18 protein-coding genes are annotated in these 17,804 nt (G+C 71.5%); 11 read left to right on the forward strand and 7 right to left on the reverse strand.

What is annotated here, in order from left to right:
* The first annotated feature begins 50 nt into the window (after positions 1–50).
* The 5 genes from BUB75_RS04010 to BUB75_RS44825 all read left to right on the forward strand — a co-directional run bounded on the left by BUB75_RS04010 (position 51) and on the right by BUB75_RS44825 (position 3,018).
* Positions 51–815: an IclR family transcriptional regulator gene (locus BUB75_RS04010; RefSeq protein WP_073251462.1), complete on the forward strand. Its 765-nt coding sequence runs from the start codon at positions 51–53 to the stop codon at positions 813–815.
* 229 nt (positions 816–1,044) lie between these two features.
* The gene (locus tag BUB75_RS48060) at positions 1,045–1,179 is read left to right on the forward strand and encodes a hypothetical protein (RefSeq protein WP_281248279.1); all 135 of its coding nucleotides are present in this window, start codon (positions 1,045–1,047) and stop codon (positions 1,177–1,179) included.
* A gap of 160 nt (positions 1,180–1,339) precedes the next feature.
* Positions 1,340–2,272 (forward strand): aldo/keto reductase, encoded by a 933-nt coding sequence (locus tag BUB75_RS04015; protein ID WP_073251464.1) that lies wholly within the window; start codon positions 1,340–1,342, stop codon positions 2,270–2,272.
* A gap of 172 nt (positions 2,273–2,444) precedes the next feature.
* Complete coding sequence (locus BUB75_RS44820; protein ID WP_143175013.1) at positions 2,445–2,708, forward strand: hypothetical protein; 264 nt, start codon at positions 2,445–2,447, stop codon at positions 2,706–2,708.
* 55 nt (positions 2,709–2,763) lie between these two features.
* A complete protein-coding gene (locus BUB75_RS44825) occupies positions 2,764–3,018 on the forward strand; it encodes a hypothetical protein (RefSeq protein WP_143175014.1) in 255 nt (84 codons plus the stop codon).
* A gap of 112 nt (positions 3,019–3,130) precedes the next feature.
* Here BUB75_RS44825 and BUB75_RS04020 read toward each other — a convergent pair whose 3' ends face one another.
* Positions 3,131–5,077, reverse strand: coding sequence for an MFS transporter (locus BUB75_RS04020; protein WP_073251466.1), 1,947 nt, complete (start codon positions 5,075–5,077; stop codon positions 3,131–3,133).
* A gap of 142 nt (positions 5,078–5,219) precedes the next feature.
* On the opposite strand from BUB75_RS04020, the gene BUB75_RS04025 reads away from it, so the two are divergent.
* Both BUB75_RS04025 and BUB75_RS04030 read left to right on the forward strand, forming a co-directional pair.
* Positions 5,220–6,035, forward strand: a complete 816-nt coding sequence (locus BUB75_RS04025; protein WP_073251468.1) for a hypothetical protein — start codon at positions 5,220–5,222, stop codon at positions 6,033–6,035.
* A 121-nt stretch (positions 6,036–6,156) separates the two neighbouring features.
* Positions 6,157–7,602 (forward strand): serine hydrolase, encoded by a 1,446-nt coding sequence (locus BUB75_RS04030; RefSeq protein ID WP_073251470.1) that lies wholly within the window; start codon positions 6,157–6,159, stop codon positions 7,600–7,602.
* Here the strand turns inward: BUB75_RS04030 and BUB75_RS04035 are convergent.
* From BUB75_RS04035 to BUB75_RS04050, 4 genes are read right to left on the reverse strand one after another with little or no spacing between them, the layout of a single operon-like run.
* A complete protein-coding gene (locus BUB75_RS04035; RefSeq protein ID WP_073251472.1) occupies positions 7,591–9,462 on the reverse strand; it encodes a glycoside hydrolase family 127 protein in 1,872 nt (623 codons plus the stop codon). The genes BUB75_RS04030 and BUB75_RS04035 overlap by 12 nt on opposite strands.
* 25 nt (positions 9,463–9,487) lie before the next feature.
* Positions 9,488–10,297 carry a carbohydrate ABC transporter permease gene (locus BUB75_RS04040; protein WP_073251474.1) on the reverse strand — a complete coding sequence of 270 codons (810 nt, stop codon included), beginning with the start codon at positions 10,295–10,297 and terminating at the stop codon, positions 9,488–9,490.
* Positions 10,297–11,223 carry a carbohydrate ABC transporter permease gene (locus BUB75_RS04045; protein WP_073251476.1) on the reverse strand — a complete coding sequence of 309 codons (927 nt, stop codon included), beginning with the start codon at positions 11,221–11,223 and terminating at the stop codon, positions 10,297–10,299. Before BUB75_RS04045 ends, BUB75_RS04040 begins: the two co-directional genes overlap by 1 nt.
* Positions 11,224–11,226: 3 nt before the next feature.
* On the reverse strand, positions 11,227–12,525 hold the full coding sequence (locus BUB75_RS04050) for an ABC transporter substrate-binding protein (RefSeq protein ID WP_073251477.1): 1,299 nt from the start codon (positions 12,523–12,525) through the stop codon (positions 11,227–11,229).
* Positions 12,526–12,772: 247 nt separating this feature from the next.
* Between BUB75_RS04050 and BUB75_RS04055 the strand changes: the two genes are divergently transcribed.
* Entirely contained in the window at positions 12,773–13,747 is a 975-nt protein-coding gene (locus tag BUB75_RS04055; protein WP_218617275.1) for a LacI family DNA-binding transcriptional regulator, read from the forward strand.
* A complete protein-coding gene (locus BUB75_RS04060) occupies positions 13,731–14,438 on the forward strand; it encodes a (2Fe-2S)-binding protein (RefSeq protein ID WP_218617276.1) in 708 nt (235 codons plus the stop codon). Before BUB75_RS04055 ends, BUB75_RS04060 begins: the two co-directional genes overlap by 17 nt.
* On the opposite strand, the gene BUB75_RS04065 is transcribed toward BUB75_RS04060, so the two are convergent.
* A complete protein-coding gene (locus BUB75_RS04065) occupies positions 14,412–15,164 on the reverse strand; it encodes a site-specific integrase (RefSeq protein WP_073251479.1) in 753 nt (250 codons plus the stop codon). The two genes, BUB75_RS04060 and BUB75_RS04065, sit on opposite strands and share 27 nt — an antisense overlap.
* A gap of 162 nt (positions 15,165–15,326) precedes the next feature.
* Here BUB75_RS04065 and BUB75_RS04070 point away from each other — a divergent pair, with 162 nt between their 5' ends.
* Positions 15,327–15,686, forward strand: coding sequence for an STAS domain-containing protein (locus BUB75_RS04070; RefSeq protein WP_073251481.1), 360 nt, complete (start codon positions 15,327–15,329; stop codon positions 15,684–15,686).
* A 134-nt stretch (positions 15,687–15,820) separates the two neighbouring features.
* Positions 15,821–16,576: a lysophospholipid acyltransferase family protein gene (locus BUB75_RS04075; protein WP_084740200.1), complete on the forward strand. Its 756-nt coding sequence runs from the start codon at positions 15,821–15,823 to the stop codon at positions 16,574–16,576.
* Here the strand turns inward: BUB75_RS04075 and BUB75_RS04080 are convergent.
* Positions 16,573–17,730 (reverse strand): alkaline phosphatase PhoX, encoded by a 1,158-nt coding sequence (locus BUB75_RS04080; protein WP_073252779.1) that lies wholly within the window; start codon positions 17,728–17,730, stop codon positions 16,573–16,575. The two genes, BUB75_RS04075 and BUB75_RS04080, sit on opposite strands and share 4 nt — an antisense overlap.
* Positions 17,731–17,804 lie beyond the last annotated feature (74 nt).

Here is a 17,804-nt window from a genome sequence, read left to right on the forward strand (position 1 = left end):
GGCCCCGAATCCCTGGCGGGGCCGCGGATGCCCGGGCGCGGAGTGCCACGATGGTTGCCGTGGCTCCCGCCGACTCGCGCCGCGCGTCCCGCTCCTCGATCGGGCGGGCGTTCACGCTGCTCAACGCGTTCGGGCCGGACCACTCCCGGCTGACGCTGACCGAACTCGCCCGGCGCGCGGACCTGCCGCTGACCACCGCGCACCGGCTCGCGGGCGAACTCGTGGCCTGCGGCGCGCTGGAGCGTGACGACGGCGGCCGCTACCGGATCGGGCTCCGGCTCTGGGAGCTGGCGTCGCTGGCGCCGCGCGGTCTCGGGCTCCGCGAGCTCGCGCTGCCGTTCCTCGAGGACCTCTACGAGGTGACCAGGGAGAACGCCCAGCTTGCCGTGCGGGACGGCGTCGAGGTGGTGTTCGTCGAGCGGATCACCGGGCGCCACGCGGTGCCGGTCCGGACCCGGGTCGGCGGACGCTGGGCGATGCATTGCACCGGGGTCGGGCTGGTCCTGCTCGCGTACGCGCCCACCGACGTCCAGGAGCAGGTGCTCGGGCAGCCGCTGGAGCGGTACACCGAGCGGACGGTCACCGCTGCGGACGAGCTGCGCCGGACGCTGGCGTCGGTGCGGCAGCGCGGATACGCGGTGAGCGACCGCCAGGTCACGATGGACTCACTGTCGGTAGCGGCCCCGATCCGCGGCGCGGACGGCACGGTGGTGGCCGCGATCTCGCTGGTCGTGCACTCCGACGGCGCCCAGCCGGTCGCGCTGGCGCCGGCCGTCCAGGCGGCGGCGCGCGGAGTGTCCCGCGCGCTCCGCTGACGCGGAGACGGACGCTGCGGGGACGAGCGCTGCGGGGGACGAACGCCGCGGACACGGACGCTGCGAGGGACGGCCGCCGCGGGACGAACGCCCCGCGGGGACGAAGTAGACGGAGCGGTCGACACGCCGGGAATCCGGTGACACGCCAGGGACGCGCATCAATCCGTGAGGTCGCGGGTAACGCTCCGGGCGACGCGGCGCCGGGCCGCGATCGTCTCCGGGAGGCGTGATGTTCTTCGTCGTATTACTGGTGGCACTCGCCGTAGCCGTCGTCGCGATGCTGACCGCCCTGCCCTGGATGGAAGGCCGGCTGGCCGAGGACCTCGCGCCGAGCTCGGCGGAGGCGCCCACCGGCAACCCGTAACCGTCGCTCCCTGTTTCCGAGTGCACCCGGACGTGGTGCGCAAACACCCGCGTGGGTCACGCACGGTAGTGTGGGGCCTCAGGCGGTGTCCGGACGCGGCCGGGGAGGGACGCAAACCGTGAACATGCCGATGAGGGCGTTGGGGGCGTCCGGAATCACTGTGAGCCGACTCGGGCTCGGGTCGTGGCGGACGTTCGAGCGCATCAGCCGGGACGAGGGTGTCGCTGTCCTGCGTGCGGCTCACGAGGCCGGCCTGACGTTCCTCGACGACGCCCGGTACGACGACGAGACGGGCGGCGCGCCGATCCGCACCGGCTACTCCGAGGTCGTGTTCGGTGAGCTGTTTCGCGCCGCGGGCTGGCCGCGCGAGCAGGCGGTCGTCGCGAACAAGCTGTGGTGGGAGTTCTGGCCCGAGCAGACGCCGGACCAGGAGCTGGACGCCTCGCTCGGCCGGATGGGGTTTGACGACGTCGACCTGATCTACACCGCGCCACCCCCGGACGGCCTGGACGTCGCCGAGGCGGTGGAGCGGATCGTCGCGCTGATCGAGGCCGGTAAGGCTCGCGCCTGGGGTGTCCTCAACTGGTCCGCCGCGCAGGTGCTGGAGGCCGCGCAGATCGCCGACATGCGGGGCTGGCCCGCCCCGGCGGCGGCCCAGCTGCCGTACAGCCTGGTCCACCGGGACGTCGTCGAGGACGACCACCTGATCCGTGCGCTGGCGGCCGCGAACACCGGGGTCGTGGCGTCCTACGCGCTGGTCGGCGGTGTTCTGACCGGCAAGTACGACGCCGGGGCGGACGGGCGGCACCCGGAGGCGCTCACCGAGCCGCGCCTGGCAGCCGCGGTGGCGGCCGGCCGCGAACTCGCCGCGCTCGCGGCCGAGCTGAACACCCCACCGGCCGCGCTCGCGCTCGCGTTTCCGCTGCTCAACCCGGTTGTCGCCAGCCTGCTCACCGGGGCGACCCGGCCCGAGCAGGTGCACGCGAACCTCGCGGCGCTGACCCTGGTCGAGACGCTGGACGAGTCCGTGGCCGCGCGCCTGCGGTCGATCGGCGCCCCGTCCGACGTCGAGACCACGGTTACTGCCCAGTAGGGTTCCTCGGCCGATCGGGGGATCGGGAACCGCCGTCCGGCGCGAGGTCGGGCCCAACGGCGGAAATCCGGGAATGAGTCCTCATCCGGCTATCGGAACTGCCGAAACCTCTCTTGCAACGCTCGGACCGCTGGCACGGATGCCGCGGCCGGATTGCCCCGAGGAGGTTGTCATGTCCGTAGGCGGAGTTTCATTATCCGGGACGCAGTTCGCCCCAGTCCGGTCGACGGGCAGTAACAGCCGTGTCGACGAGGCAAGCCGGCAAGTCAGGCTGGATCAGCAGAAGGTGGACGAGCGGAAGGCCGAGACCGACCGCAAGGCGCAAACCGCCGCACGGGCGGCCGCCGAGCTCAAGGACGCCAAGGCCGAAGTCGCCAAGGACCAAGCGGAGCTCAACGCAGCAAAGGCAGAAGCGAAGCTCGACGTCTACACGTGAGCCCGCCCCCGCCCGAGCCGCACTCCCACCCCCTGTTGCCCAGTCAGGAGCAGTGATGTCCAGCTTCGCCATCTCCGGATCCTCGGATCCCCGTCCTGCCGCCTACGCGTTAGCCCGCGCAGCGTCACAGGACCGGGCAGGGCAGAACGCCGCCGTCCGCCAATCGCGAGCGGACGAGCAGCAACGCGTCGCCGAAGTCGCGGTAGCACAGCAGTCCTCGGCAGTCCAGGAACGGCAGGCGGAAGCCGCCCGCCAACAGGCCGCACTGGTCCAAGCCACGACCGGTGCCGTCCTGAACGTCTACGCCTAGAGAAGGAAAGGACCCCGCTAACGCCCGTGGCGCCGCGAGTCGGGCAGGACTCGCGGCGCCGTCCGGGCCCGGCCGGGGGTGACGTGAGCACGTCCGTCACCCTCGGTCGTCGTTATGACCCCCGCTGCTCGTGGAGGGCGGCGAGTTCGCGCGCGACGGCCTGCTCGTGCAGCTGGGCGTCGCGCATCGCGCGCGCCGGGTTCCACCGTCCGGTGAGGAGGAAGACGAACGGCAGGAACACGATCTGGCCGGCGAACGCGACCCACCACCACCGCTGCCACTCGTGCGGTGCGGCCTCCCGGGCACGGGCGACGTCCGCGCCGTGCGCCTGCAGATACGCCAGGTCGTCCGCCGGAACCCGGCTCAGCGCGACCAGCTGTGAGGCCGCCGCGTTCACCCGCTGGCCGTACTTCACGGTCGCGTCGAGGTCGGCGTCCGGCGGTGGGTTTCGCAGCTGGCTCAAGGCTCGCTGGGCCCTGGCCACATCCTCGTCCATCGCGGTCAGCACCTGCCCCCAGATGATCGCTTGCACCTCGGGCGTGCCGACGTTGTACGTGAAGTACGTGCCCAGCGGCTTGCGGAGCGACGTATAGGCCTTCAGCAGGTCCGGATACTTCTGCTGCGTGATGAGCACGGCCGCGACCGTGGTGACCGGGAGGTCCGCGATCTCGGCGACCGCGACCGCCTGCACGACGGGGTTGTCCGGGTCGCTCGCGAGCGTGTCCGCGGTCGGCGCGGAGAGCTTCGCGGCGGTCGCGACCTCGGCTTCGTACTTCGCCGCGAGCTCCCGCACCTCCGGCCCGTGGTCGACGAGCGCGTTCGCGGACGGGACCGCGATGACCAACCCGATCAACGACACGGTGACGACGCCGCGCAGCACGCTGCCCCAGATCGCGAGCCCGGTCGCGGTGGCGGCCGGGTCGTGCTTCTCGACGGTCTCGGTGAACGCGGCCATCCAGGCGCAGTACGCGATGCCGCCGCCGCTGGCGATCATGACCAGCAGCCAGGCGAACGTGTAGTAGCTGGTCTCCGGGCGGGTGGTCAGGATCGCGAACATCGCGACGCCGCTCGCGCTGACCAGGCCGCCGAAGATCATGAACGGCTTGCGGACCTGGAACGCGTCCGACGTGATGCCCGCGACCACCAGCGCGAGCGCATTCGCCACCCAGTACCAGTTCGCGAGCGCGTTCGCCCGCGCCTCGGAGTAACCGAACTGGATCGCGTAGTAGACGACGAAAAAGCCGACCGCGAAGTAGTAGAAGAGCAGGAACACGCTGATCGCGAACGCCGGCCAGACGACGTCGGCGCGGAACACGCGGCGCCAGCGGTCGCGGTCGGTCTCGCGCTCCGGGTCGATGCCCGCGGCCCTGGCCTCGATCAGCGTCCGGTCACGCAGGCTGACCATCAGCTGGTCGCGCAGCCGGGGCGACAGCTCGCGCAGGCCGATCAGCGCCAGCCCGAACGCGCCGAGCCCGACCAGGCCGCAGACGACGAACTGGAACCGCCAGTCCGGGTGGGTCGGGAGCGTCCGGCTGGAGACCGTCGACACGACGAGGCTGCCGAGCACCGGGCCGAGCGTCCAGAACCCCATCGCGGACGCCCGGCCGAGCTGCGGCGAGAAGTCGCGGATCAGCGCCGGGGTGGCGACCAGCACCATGCCTTCGACGAAACTCAGCGCGGTGAACAGCAGCGTGTAGCTGTTGCGGTCGGTGGCGTTCGGCAGTCCGATCAGGATGATCAGCGCGGTGATCAGCAGCCCGACGACGACCAGGTTCGCCCGCCCCCACCGGTCGGCGAGCCCGGCGATGACCGAGGCGAGCGCGCCGGCGGCGTTGCCGACGATCGCGACGACCACGAAGTAGCGCAGCGTCATGTCGAACTCGTCGATGATCTGCGTCGCGACCGCGCCTTGGACGTACAGCTCGTAGTACAGCGTGATCGTCGCGATGACGACGATCGTCAGGTACCACGCGCGTGGGCCGGTGGCGGGGTAGTGGTCGAGCTTGCGTCGCCAGAGACGGGTGAACAGCGGGGGGTGGCGCAGAGCGGAATCGGTCATGTCCGGGCGCCCTTCGTCGGACGAGGTGGCGGTCGTCCGCTCCCAGCGGCGCCGCCGAGTGCGAGCACGCTAGCAGTGCTAGTTAAACCGTGTAGCGAGAACGCCCAACCCCGTGCAACCGGAAGGCTCTAGGCTCCGGGCCGTGTCCGAACAGCGCCTGGAGCCGGATCCGATCGGCCGGCTCCACCGCAACCCGGGGCAATTGCTCCTGCTCGTGGCGGCCCGCCCATCGGTCTGGCTCCTCGGCCTCGGTTTGACCGTGCTGGGCAACGCGGTCTTCCTGCTGGTTTTCCCGCCCTGGGTCTGGGGGCTCGGTGGAGCGTTCTACTTCGGGGCGGTCGTTGCTCCGTTCTGCGTCTGGCGGATGCGCGTGCTCGACCGGCGGGCGGTCGCCGAGGGGCGGCTGGGTGTCCCGGACCCGCGGCGCCTGCCGATCGACGTCCGTGAGCCGACGCCGGAGGCGCTGGTCGCCACGGCGGACGCGACGCTGCGCCGTCTGCGCCGGATCGTGGCCTGGAGCCGGGGGATCGCGCTCGCGATGACGGTCGGGTTTCTGGCCGCTCTGCCGCTGGATCCGGGTGATCAGATGCCGCGGCCGATCTTTGTGGTGACGTGCCTCGTGGGTGCGGCCTGGCTCGGGTGGTACGGGCAGTACCGGGTACCGCGGTTCGCCGCCGCTGCCCGCGCCGCGCATGCGCGTGTCGTCGCCGGTAGCGCGCCGCGGCACGTCGTGCGGGTGGTGGAGGTCGAGGCGAATGAACCGGTCGTCGAACCGGAGGGTGGTGGTGGCCGGCTCCGGATCCGATTCGCGGTGGTGGGCATTCCGTGGCTTCGCGTCGACGACGAGCTGGTGGTGGTCGGCGAGTGGACGGTCGGCGCGGCCGTGCTGGCGACCGGTCCGGGCCGCCGCGGGCCGCGGAGCGCGTGGGGTGATCTTCGGCCGCCGCCGAGCGTCTGAGCCGGAGGCCGTTGTGTCGCTTCTGCGTTAAGTGTCCGCGTGTTCCCCGCCGTACGAGCGTTTCCGCTGGTTCAATGCGCTCAACAGGGGTGCTGGAGATTCCGGCCGTGCGGGAGGGCTGATGCACCGGACGCGACGGCTGGTGCCGGCGATCGCTGCGATGGTGGCGGGCGCCGTTCTGGCAGCCGGCACCGTCTCCGCCTGCCAGGCGGATCAGAAGCCGGAACCGGAGCAGAGCGCCGCCGCGCCGGTGGTGCCGGCGGCGCCGACGCCGACACCCCTGCCGAGCGCGGCTCCCGGCACCGCGGGACCCGACGCGGAGCGCTCCGCCTGGCTCGGCGAACAGCTGCGGGAGATCGTCGACGCCCAGCACTTTGACGACGTCGTCAACGCGAAGACCGGCAAGCGCCCGCCCGCGATGCCCAACGTCGACGTCGCGGTGATCGAGCTCGACGACACCGGTCGCCCGGTGGCCGCCGCGAACACGCTGCTCACCCAGAAGCACCCGCACGGCGTCGCGGTGCCGGTGACCAGAGACCTGTCCGCGCCGGGCGTCCGCTGGACGCACTGGAGCAACTCGGTGTGGGCCGCGAAGAAGTCGACCGAGCCGCTGCTCGCCGACCGCGGCGACGCGCCGCTGGAGTTCATGACCCCGTACCCCGCGTCGGTGTTCAAGCTGATCGTCGCGTTCGGGGTCGCGCGGCTCGCCGACCGGGGCGGCGTCCGCTACGACGAGGTCTACGACTACCGGCCCCGGAAGGCGACCTGCCCGGACGGCCGCAAACCTGGTAAGCACTCGGTGTCCTGGTGGCTGGACGCGATGCTCACGTACTCGAGCAACACCGCGACGTGCGCGCTGCTGATGATGCTGCACGAGCGCGACGGCGTCGCTCCGATGAACGGTGCGCTCCGCTCGCTCGGGCTGCCGACGCTCCGGGTGGTCAACACCGATCCGGCGGACGGCGGCGGCTGGTCGTTCTGGGGCCTCACGATGACCGCGCTGGACACCTCCCGGCTGCTTCTGCTGTTCACCGAGGCACCGGGCACGCTCTGGCGCACACCGAAGGGCGATCCGGTGACGGTCGGCGTCCTCAAGCGGTCGTCCCGGGCCACGCTCCGGAAGATGCTGCGGGACCAGGGGCTCAACCAGGCACTGTCCACCGCGAACTGGTGCGGGCAGGACTACCCGGCGCAGGGGATCCCGCACGCGGTGCCGAAGCGGTGGATCGACCCGGCGACCGGGGTCGTGCACGTCGAGGACCGCACGTACCGCGGCGACGTGCGGAAGTGCGCGGACGATGCCGAAGTGGAGTTCGCGCACAAGACCGGGCTGGTGCCGAGCGCCGGTGCGGACGCCGGGATCGTGACCGCGCTGCCCGGTGCGAAGCCGCGGCGGTACGTGATCTCGGTCTTCTCGAACCTGGGGTGCACCTACGTGGACTTCGTCGGCGCGTACGACGGCGCGTGCCGCTACACCGAGAAGCTGGCCACACTCGGCGCGGCGGTCGACGCCCTGATGACGAAGACCGCCGGCCGCGCGACAGCGACGCTGGTATCAGGCGGTTAGCGGGATCCAGACCCGCATCGCGCCGGGCGAGCGGTTCGCCCACAGGAAGTACGGCACGGCGGTCAGTGCGATCGGTGTTCCCGGTGCGCTCGCGGCGAGTGGCTCATAGAGCGGCGTCCCGGCCGGGTCGCGATGGGTGCCGGCGACGCGCAGCACGACCGGCGCGAGGTCACCGGCGCCGACGTCCACCGCGGCCCTGGCGTCCAGCGTCACGTCGTCCACCAGGACGTCGTCCGGCAGATCGGCCTGTTCGAGACAGTAGACCAGCGGGCCCCGCAGCAACGCGGCGCAGCCGCGGACCGCATCGACGCGCGGATGCCCGGCGACGACCCGCGCCGGCATCGCGAGCTCCAGCCGCACCACGTCCCCGGGCTCCCAGACGCGGTTGACCTCGGCGTACTCGCCGGTGACCGGCACCCCGTCCAGGGTCGCCGACTCGCACCAGCCGGGGATCCGCAGCGCGAGCGTCCACGCGGCGCCGGGCGTCGCCGGGGTCACCGAGACCGTCACGCGGCCGTCCCAGGGGTATTCGGTCCGGATCGCGAGTTCCCCGTGCGGTGTGGCGATCCGGCCTGCGGTGTGGAGGTGCACCTGCACCCCCGCCTCCGTCGTGGTGGCGACGTACGACTGCAGGGACGCCATGAGCCGCGCCAGGTTCGGCGGGCAGCACGCACAGGAGTACCAGCTCAGCCGCTGCGACGGGGCGTCCTCGTGGGAGCCGTCGTGCCCGGTCCGCAGGTGCAGCGGGTTGGAGTAGAAGAAGTGCGTGCCGTCCAGCGAGGTCGAACCCGCGATTCCGTTGTAGAGCACGCGTTCGAGCTCGTCGGCGTACCGGTGGCCGCCGGTCGCCAGCAGCATCCGCCAGTTCCAGGCGAAGCTGGCGATGGCCGCGCAGCTCTCCGCGTAGGCGCGGTCGGGCGGCAGTTCGTACGGGTCGCCGAACGCTTCGTCGCGGTGGCGCGAGCCGTGCGCGCCGGTCAGGTACGTCTTGGTGTCGAACGCCGACTCCCACAGGCGGGTGGCGGCGTCCAGCAACGACGCGTCGCCGGTCTCCACCGCGACGTCGACGACCCCGGCCAGCAGATAGAGCTGCCGGACCGCGTGGCCGGCGACCTCGTCGGCGTCCCGGACCGGAGTGTGGTCCTGGTAGTAACGCGCGCCGAACTTCGGTTCGTCACCGAGCAGGCCGTGCCCGCGCAGGTCGACGAAGCGGGCGGCGAGGTCGAGGTACGGGCGGTGCCCGGTGACCCGGTACAACTCGACGAGCGCGGTCTCGATCTCCGGGTGCCCGCAGACGCCGTCCGTGCCGCCTTCCCCGAACCGATCGACGAGCAGGTCGGCGAAGCGCCGGGCCACCCGGAGCAACCGGTCGCCGACGCCGGACCGCGCCGCGGCCACCGCGGCCTGGATCAGGTGGCCCGCGCAGTACAGCTCGTGGCTCCAGACCAGCTCGGCCCACTGCTGGTCGCGGTGGTCGGTCTGGAAGTACGAGTTGAGGTAGCCGTCGGAATCCTGGGCTCGTTCGAGGAGCGCCGTCGTCGCGTCGAGGAACTGCTCGAGCGCGGTGTCCGGGCGGCGCCCGAGTTCCCAGGCGACGGCTTCGAGCGTCTTGTACACGTCGGAGTCGGCGAACCACATCCCGCGGAAGGCGGCGGGCGCGGAGTCGGTGATCCGCCGCAGGTTGTCCAGGTTGCCGCTCTCCTCCAGCTGCTTCAGGCAGTGCGACAGCGTCGCGTCGGTGTTGCGGCGCTGCCAACTGCCGAGCAGACCGCCCTCATCGAGCGTCACCGCGGTCAGGCCGAGCGGCCGGAGCGCGCCCGTGGACGGCGCGGCAGTACCCGCGATCGTGGTTTCCGACATGGTGGTTCCCTTCGAGGTACGAGAATCAGCCCTTGAGGGCGCCGGCGCTGAAGCCGCTGACGTAGTAGCGCTGGAGCAGCAGGAACACCGCGACGCACGGCACCGCGGCGGTGACCACACCGGCCTGCAGCGCGCCGAAGTCGACCGAGCCGAGGTTGCCGGACTGCAGGTTGAACAACGCGACCGGCAGCGTGAACTTGCTGCCGTCGGTCAGGAAGATCAGCGGCGCCACGAACTCGTTCCAGGACGCGAGGAACGAGAACAGCGCGACCGTGACCATGCCCGGCGCGACCCCGCGCAGCAGGACGCGACGCAGCGCCCCGCCCGGCGTGCAGCCGTCGATCAGCGCCGCCTCCTCCAGCTCGGGCGGCAGCGCCTCGAACGAGTTGCGCATCATGAACAGCCCGAACGGAAGCTGGAACATCGCCAGCACAAGGCCCAGCCCGATCAGCGAGTTCTGCAGGCCGAGCCAGCCGAGCACGATGTAGAGCGGGATCAGGATCGTCGTGTACGGCACCATCAGGATCGCGAGCGTCACCAGGAACAGCAGGTTCTTGCCGGGGAACGAGAGCCGGGCGACCGCGTAGCCGCCGAGCGTCGTCGCCACGACCGTGACCGCGACCGTCACCAGCGCGACGACCGTCGTGTTGAGCACGTAGGACCAGAGCCCGTCGCCGTAGGCGACCAGCCGCTCGTAGTTCGCCACGCCCCAGCCGTCCCGGCCGTCGGCCGCCCGGGTGCCGTGCACCGAGGAGTACAGCGTCCAGACCATCGGCAGCAGGAACAGCACCGCGAGCGCGGACGACGTGCTGAGGTGACCTGCCCTCCGGAGCATCAGTTGTCCTCCTTCCGTCGTAGCAGCCGCAGCTGTGCGCCGTTGATCACGATCAGCACCACCAGCAGCGCCACCGAGATCGCGGCGGCCCGGCCGAGGTCCTGGGAGAGGAACGCCTCGCGATAGATGTCGATCGCCACCGTGGCCGTGTCGTGCCGCCCACCGGTGAGGATGAAGAACTGGTCGAACGCGAGCAGCGAGCCGGTGACCGAGAGCACCATCATCAGCGCGAGCGTCGGCCGGAGCAGCGGCAGCGTGACGTGCCGCATCGTCTGCCAGCGGGTCGCGCCGTCGGTGCGCGCCGCCTCGTAGAGCACCGGATCGATGCTCTGCAGGCCGGTCAGCAGGATGAGCATGTAGAACCCGGCGAAGCGCCAGGTGATCATGCCGACCGTGGACGACAGCGCGCTGCTGTTCGTCCCCAGCCAGTCGACCGAGTCGATCCCGACCCACCGCAGGACCGCGTTCAACGGCGAGGACTCGGTGTTGAACAGGCCGTAGAACAGCAGGCTCGCCGAGGCGAGCCCGACCGCGGCGGGCAGGAAGTAGACGGTCCGGAAGAAGCCGACGCCGCGCCGGGCCTCCTGCACCAGCAGCGCCATGCCGAACGCGACCAGGCTCAGGACGACGGTCGTCACCAGCGTGTACTTCAGCGTGAACCACAGTGCGCGGACGAACAGCGGGTCGGAGAGCGCCCGGTAGTTCTCCACGCCGTTCGGGCGGGACGCGCCGAGCAGCGGCCAGTGGTTGACCGACATCCAGACCATCAGCACCAGCGGCAGGACGAAGAACACCAGCACGAGAACGGCCATCGGCGCCGAGTAGATCAACCCCAGCCGGGCCCGGCGGCGGCCGAGCCCGGCCGGCGCGGCCCGGCGGGAGGACCGCCGAGCCGCGTCGGTGGGGCGGGAGAGCGTCGAAACCATGCGCTAGCCGCCCGTGGACAGCGACTCGGTGATGCTCGGGTTGTGCTTCGCGAGCGCGTCCGCCGAGCTACCGGTGCCGAAGACCGCGTCGATGATCGTGGCGGTCCACGGTCCGTTCGGGTCGTTGTACGTCTTGCCGAAGTTGACCGAGATCGGCGTCTGGCCCTTGGACGCGAGGTCGTTGAACGTGCCGAGCCGCGGGTCCTGCTGGGCGTACTTGTTGTCGGCCAGGTCGCTGCGCACCGTGATGTTCTTGTTCTTGGCGATGACCTCGACCTGCGCCTCCTCGGACAGCGTCCAGGAGATGAAGTCCCACGCCTGCGCGGCCTTCTTGCTGTTCGAGCTGATGCCGAGCACGTCACCGCCGACGAACGAGTTGCTGCCGCCGGTCAGGCCGGGGATCGGGGCGACGCCGATCTCGAGCGCCGGACCTTCCTTCATCGTCTGGAGTGCGGTGGCGCCGAGCGGCTGGATACCGATCTTGCCTTCGGTGAACGCCTGGACCCAGGTCGGGCCGCCCTCGTTCTTCGCCGCGGTGGGTACGAGACCTTCCTTGTACATCTTCTTGTAGAGCTCGTAGACCTCCGCCGCGGCCGGGTTGTCGACCGTCGACTCGGTGCCCTTCTCGTTGAGCACGGTTTCGCCGGAGGCCCAGATCATCGGCCAGGTCGTGAACAGCGTGCAGCCGGGGCAGGCACCGCCGAAGAAGTACCCGTCGACGCCACCGCCGAGCGCGTCGATCTTCTTCACCTGCGTGTAGAGCTCGGCCAGTGTGGTCGGTGGCTTCTCCGGGTCGAGGCCGGCCTTGCGGAACAGCACCTTGTTGTAGAAGACCGCGGACAGGTCGATGTCGTGCGGGACGCCGTAGACCTTGCCGTCGTAGGTGGCGGTCTTCATGTGGGCCGGGGCCAGCGTGTCCTTGAACGACAGCGTGTCCACCCGGTCGGTGAGGTCCTGGAACACGCCCTTGGAGGCGTAGTTCGGCGCGTACACCACGTCGGCGGCCAGGATGTCCGGCAGCTGCTTCGCGCCGCTCGCCGAGCCGACCTTCTGCTGGTACGTGTCGGCCGGGATGACGGTCAGCTTGACCTTGTTCTTGTGGCTCTTGTTGTACGCGTCGATCAGCGTCTGGCTGAACGTGGCCGTGGGGGACCGCGTCCACATCGTGATCGTGGAGCCGTCGTCCTTCGCGTCGGTGCCACCCGAGGCGGCGGTGTCGCCCGCGCTCTGGCAGGCGGCGGCGAGAAGTAAGACGGTGGCGGCGAGCAGTGCTCGCCCGCGGCGGAATCGGGGCTGGCCCATCGTGCCTCCTTGGACGTGGGGGCCGGGACGTGCGCGGGAGGATGTGAGCGTTAACAAACAGCGCCGAGGCGCAGTATCGGGAAACTTCGGAAACCGATTGCCGCCGAGAATAGGAACGCCGCTCGGAGCGTGTCAACCGGCAGCTTCCCAAGGTTATAGACGTGTGAGGTAGCCTCTGGTCGGTTTCACGGCCACGGCACGGAGGAAACGAGTGCGGAAAACGGATCGACTCGCGACCATTCGCGATGTGGCCGCGCTGGCCGGTGTGTCGGTGGGCACCGCGTCCAAGGCGCTGAACGACCGCGGCTCCCTGCGCGCGGAGACCCGCAGACGGGTGCAGGAGGCCGCCGAACGGCTGGGGTTCCAGGCGAACGCGGCCGCCCGGACGCTGAACACCGGCCGCACCTACACGGTCGGCATGATCACCACCGACAGCATCGGCCGGTTCAGCATCCCGCTGATGCTCGGCGCCGAGGACGCGCTCGGCGCGGGCCAGATGTCGGTGCTGCTCTGCGACGCGCGGGACGATCCGATCCGCGAGCAGTACTACCTCCGGGCGCTGCTCACCCGGCGGGTCGACGGGATCATCGTCACCGGCCGCCGAGCCCAGGCCAGGGCTCCGCTCGCCGTCGATCTGCCGGTGCCGGTCGTCTACGCGTTCGTCAGCTCGACCGATCCGGCCGACTGCTCGGTGGTGCCGGACGAGGCGGGTGGCGCGGTGAAGGCGGTCGAGCACCTGCGGGCGACCGGGCGTCGCCGGATCGCGCACGTGACCGGGCCGGACCACCACACCTCGGCGCGGGTGCGCGCGGAGGCGGCGGGGCCGGGGCTGGTGCGTCCTCCGCTGTTCGGCGAGTGGAGCGAGGCGTGGGGCAGGCAGGCCGCCGGGATGCTGCTCGCCGAGAAGACCGACTTCGACGCGGTGTTCGCGGGCAGCGACCAGATCGCCCGCGGTGTCGTCGACACGCTGCGTGCGGCCGGACGGCGGGTCCCCGAGGACGTCGCGGTGATCGGCTTCGACAACTGGGACGTCATGGTCTCGGCGTCCCAACCGCCGCTGAGCAGCGTCGACATGGACCTGGACGGGCTAGGACGCACGGCGGCGAACCTGTTGCTGGCCGCGATCAACGGGGAGCCGGCGCCCGGGCGGCACGTGCGACCGTGCAGGCTGGTCCTGCGGGAGTCGACGGCCGTGGGGGTCGGTGGTGGTGATCGAGTGTGACGAGCTGTACCGGCGGGTGGCGCTGTCCGTGCCGTCGCTGGCCTACACGGTCTCGCCGGCCGGCGGGGCACGCCTGCCCGGAGCCCTGCTGACCGACCCGGGCTGGCTGGCGGCGCAGGTGGACGCGTCCACCCGGCAGTGGGGCGGGGTGCCGCGCCGGGTCGCCGGGACGCTCTGGTGGTACTCGACCAGCTCGACGCTCGTCGCAGGGCCGGTCATCGCGCTGCTGGTCACCGGGTGGGTGCCGGCGCTCGCCGTCGACGAGGTGACGTTCGAGCTGTCACACGGGTCGGTCGCCGGAGTGCGGGCGGCGCGCGTGCTGGGGCGTGGTCCGGACGCCCTGGCGGCGGCGCTCGGTCCGGCGCTCGCAGCGGTGATCGAGCCGCTCGCCCGGGTGAGCGGGGTGGGTGCGCCGTCGCTGCGCGCGGTGCTCGGCGACTCGGTGGCCAACCGCGCGCTGGACGTCGCCCGCGGCCCGGCGGGGGAGGCGCTCGCGGAACGGGTCGCTGCCGGTGGCGGGTTGCCCGCGCCGCGGTTCCTCGACGTGCCCGGCGCCGGACCGTACCTGCGCCGGTCGTCGTGCTGCTTGATCTACGAGGTGCCCGGGACCGCGAAGTGCGCGAGCTGCCCGCGGCAGCGGCCGGAGGTACGGGAACGGCGGATGTCAGCGGTCGCGATGGGCCAGCGCTGACAGCCGCAGCTGGCGCAGGTCCCAGCCCGGCCCGCCGTCAGGCGTCCGGGTGTGCTGGTCGAGCAGGATCCGGGCGCGGTCGTAGCCGAGCCGGGCGCGCCCGGTGTACGGGCACAGGTCCGACCGCGGGGGACGCCGGGCAGGTGGCGGCCGCCGTTCGGACAGGAACAGCGGACCGCGCGACCGGCCCGCGATCAGCCGGGGGAGCAGGTACGCGCTGCCGTCGTCCCAGCGCAGGTCACCCGCCCGGCGTCGGCGGAGGTTGAGGTCCTCGACGTCGAGCGCCAGGACGTCGGCGGTCCGTCCGGCGGTCTCGTAGAGCAGACGCCAGAGCGTCCGCTCCCGCAGCGGGAGGTCCGGCCGCAGCAGCAGGCGCTCGATCGCTTCCCGGGGCAGGATGGCGGTCGGATCGGTTTCGTCCGGCCGCCGCTCGACGGCGTCCGGCATCGTGGGGGCGTCCTCGCCGCGCGCGCGGCACCAGGCCAGCCACCCGGCGACCGCCGCGCGATTCCGGTTCCAGGTCGCGGCCGCCGCGCTGCCCCACAGGCCGCGGAGCGCCGTAGTCAGCTCCTCCTCGCCGATCTCGGTCAGCGGGCGGTGGCCGCCCAGCCAGCCCGCCAGCCGGTCGAGGACGCTGCGGTAAGCGCGGTGAGTGTTCTGGTTCGCACACTGGGGCGACGAGAGGTACGACTCGACTGCGGAGTCGACGGTGACCGCGTCGCTCATCGCCGGACACCCCGGAGCGGATGTACCGGATAACGTATTGGCGGTGAACCCGGCGTTATCGAGGTCACAGCGGTACCCTACGCCAAGATGTACCGGATAACAGCCGTCGCGCTCAGGAGGCCAGCAGTGGGTTCAGTCGCGCGGTCGGGCGCCGGAGGCGGCGTGGCTCCCGAACCGGCCTCCGGGGTGCGTCGTGCCACCCCGCCGGCCGAGCGTCCCGGTGTAGTTCAGGTCGAGAACGGTGGCGGCCTGTTGCGGATCCGGCTGACCGGTGCGGTGGACGCCGTCCTCGCGCCCCGGCTCGACACCGTAGTGGCCGACGTGGTCGCTGCCCAGCCGATCGACGTCCGGCTCGATCTGGCCGAGGTGGACTTCCTCGGCTCCCACGGGATGGCGTTCCTGGTGCGGATCCAGCACGCCGTGCGGGCGGCGGGGCGGGTCGCCGCCGTCGACGCCGCATCCCGGCACGCGCGGGTCGCGCTGCGCATCGCGGGATTGGAGCACTTCCTCAACCTGAGCTGATGCGCCTCGCAGTATGTGGTCAGGGCGTCTCTCAGCGTGAGACGGATCCGACACCTGACGACCTGCGTTCAGCAGCGCATTAGGGTATTACGCGCCGCCCCCGCTGATCACCGCAGAAAGAAGAGCCGACCCCCATGCCGGCAGAACTGCCGCTCCCACCCGCCGAGCCGACCCCGGTGGCCCCCGAACAGGCCCCGGTCGACCGGAGCGGTTACCTGTACTGGGTTTTCAAGGTCCTCCTGACGTTGCCGATGACCCTGTACTTCCGGCCCCGGATCGAGGGCATCGAGCACGTGCCCAAGCACGGTCCGGTGATCCTCGCCTGCAACCATGTCTCGTACCTGGACTGGCTGTTCCTGCCGCTGGTCGTGCGGTGGCGCCGGATCAGCTTCCTGGCCAAGCACGAGTACTTCACCGAGCCGGGGCTGCGTGGCCGGTGGAAGCGGTATTTCTTCACCGCGACCGGCCAGGTGCCGGTCATTCGTGGTGGCGCGTCGGCGGGTGACGCCGCGCTGAACACCGCGAGCAGGCTGCTCGCCGAGGGCCGCGTCGTCGGGATCTTCCCGGAGGGCACCCGCACCCGCGACGGGCGCCTCTACCGAGGCCGTACCGGGCTGGCCCGGATCGCGGCCGCGACCGGCGCGCCGGTGGTTCCGTGCGCGACGATCGGTGTGTTCGAGATCGCACCGCCCGGCGCCAAGTTCCCGCGCCCCGGCCGGGTCACCGTGCGGTTCGCGCCGCCGATGACCTGGCCGAAGGACGAGACCCCGCCCACCCGCGAAGTGCTGCGGGAGCGCACCGACGAGCTGGTCGCGGTGATCCAGTCGCTCTCCGGCCAGGAGTACGCCGGCGTCGACGCGCAGCTCCCCGGCCGGGAAGCTGCGCCCTAGCGGAACGGGCCGCGGACCTCGTAGGTGATGCCGCCGCTGGACTGTCCGGTCGTGCCGCGCTGGGACGAGAAATAGAACCGGTCGCCGGCCGGGTTGAACGCCGGGCCGGTCAGCTCGGAGCCGGACTGGCCGGTGACCCTGGCGAACGGTGCGACCACACCGGACGGGGTGATCAGGTTGATCTCCATGTTGCCGCCGTCCTCGGCGACGAACAGGTCGCCGGAGGAGGCGCCGGTGATGTTGTCGACGCCGGTGAGCGGCGCGGCACCACCGGGGATCAGCGAGTCGTCGTAGGCCAGCGAGAGCCGCTGAGCGGCCGCGTCGTAGGCCCAGACGCGGTTGTCGCCCTTCGTCGTGAAGTAGCAGACGCCGTTCGCGTAGTAGCAGCCCTCGCCGCCGTTGAAGTGTTTCGCGGCGCTGACCTGGAGCCGGGTCGGGATCGGGAGGCCGTCGCGGTCCGGGATCGGCCGCCAGGTCACCGGGCCGTCGGTCAGGTCGGCGGCGCCGCACAGCACCTCGACCCGGCCGGTGTCGAGGTTGCCCCAGGTGTCCGGCGTGAAGCGGTAGAAGCAGCCGTCGGTCTCGTCCTCGGTGAGGTAGACGACCTTCCGCACGGGGTCGCAGGCCGCGGCCTCGTGCTTGAACCGGCCCATCCGGGTGCGTTCGACGCCGGCCCGCCCGCCGCCCGGCCAGGTCTCGAACACCCGGCCCCACGGCACCTCCTCGCAGGACAGCCAGGTGCCCCACGGCGTGGCACCGCCCGCACAGTTGACGTTCGTCCCGGACAGGATCCGGTACGCGCCGGAGATCGTCCCGTCCGCCGTGAACTTCACCGCGGACGCGCCGCCGACCAGCGGAACCTCCGAGTTCGAGACGTAGATCCACCCCGAGCCGTCCGGGAAACACGCACCACCGTCCGGGGCGTCGTGCCACACGTACCCGGTGGCGCCGACCCGCTGCCGGGACCGTCCGATCACCCGGCTGGTGAAGCCGGCCGGCAGCTGGACGCCGTTCGCGTCGGCCGCGAGCAGCTCGCCGTACGGGCTCGGGCCGGGCTGGGCCACCGCCGCGAACGCCTCCTGCCAGAGCGCGCCGGAGAACGCCGCGGCGCCGCCACCGACGACCGCGACGCGGAACAGCGCACGACGGTCCAAAATGCGGTCCATACCTACCTCCATCGGCATAGATCGGGCCTGCCACTCTAGGGTGCGGAGGCGTCGCAGGCGTG

Source organism: Cryptosporangium aurantiacum, from assembly GCF_900143005.1.
Taxonomy (GTDB): domain Bacteria; phylum Actinomycetota; class Actinomycetes; order Mycobacteriales; family Cryptosporangiaceae; genus Cryptosporangium; species Cryptosporangium aurantiacum.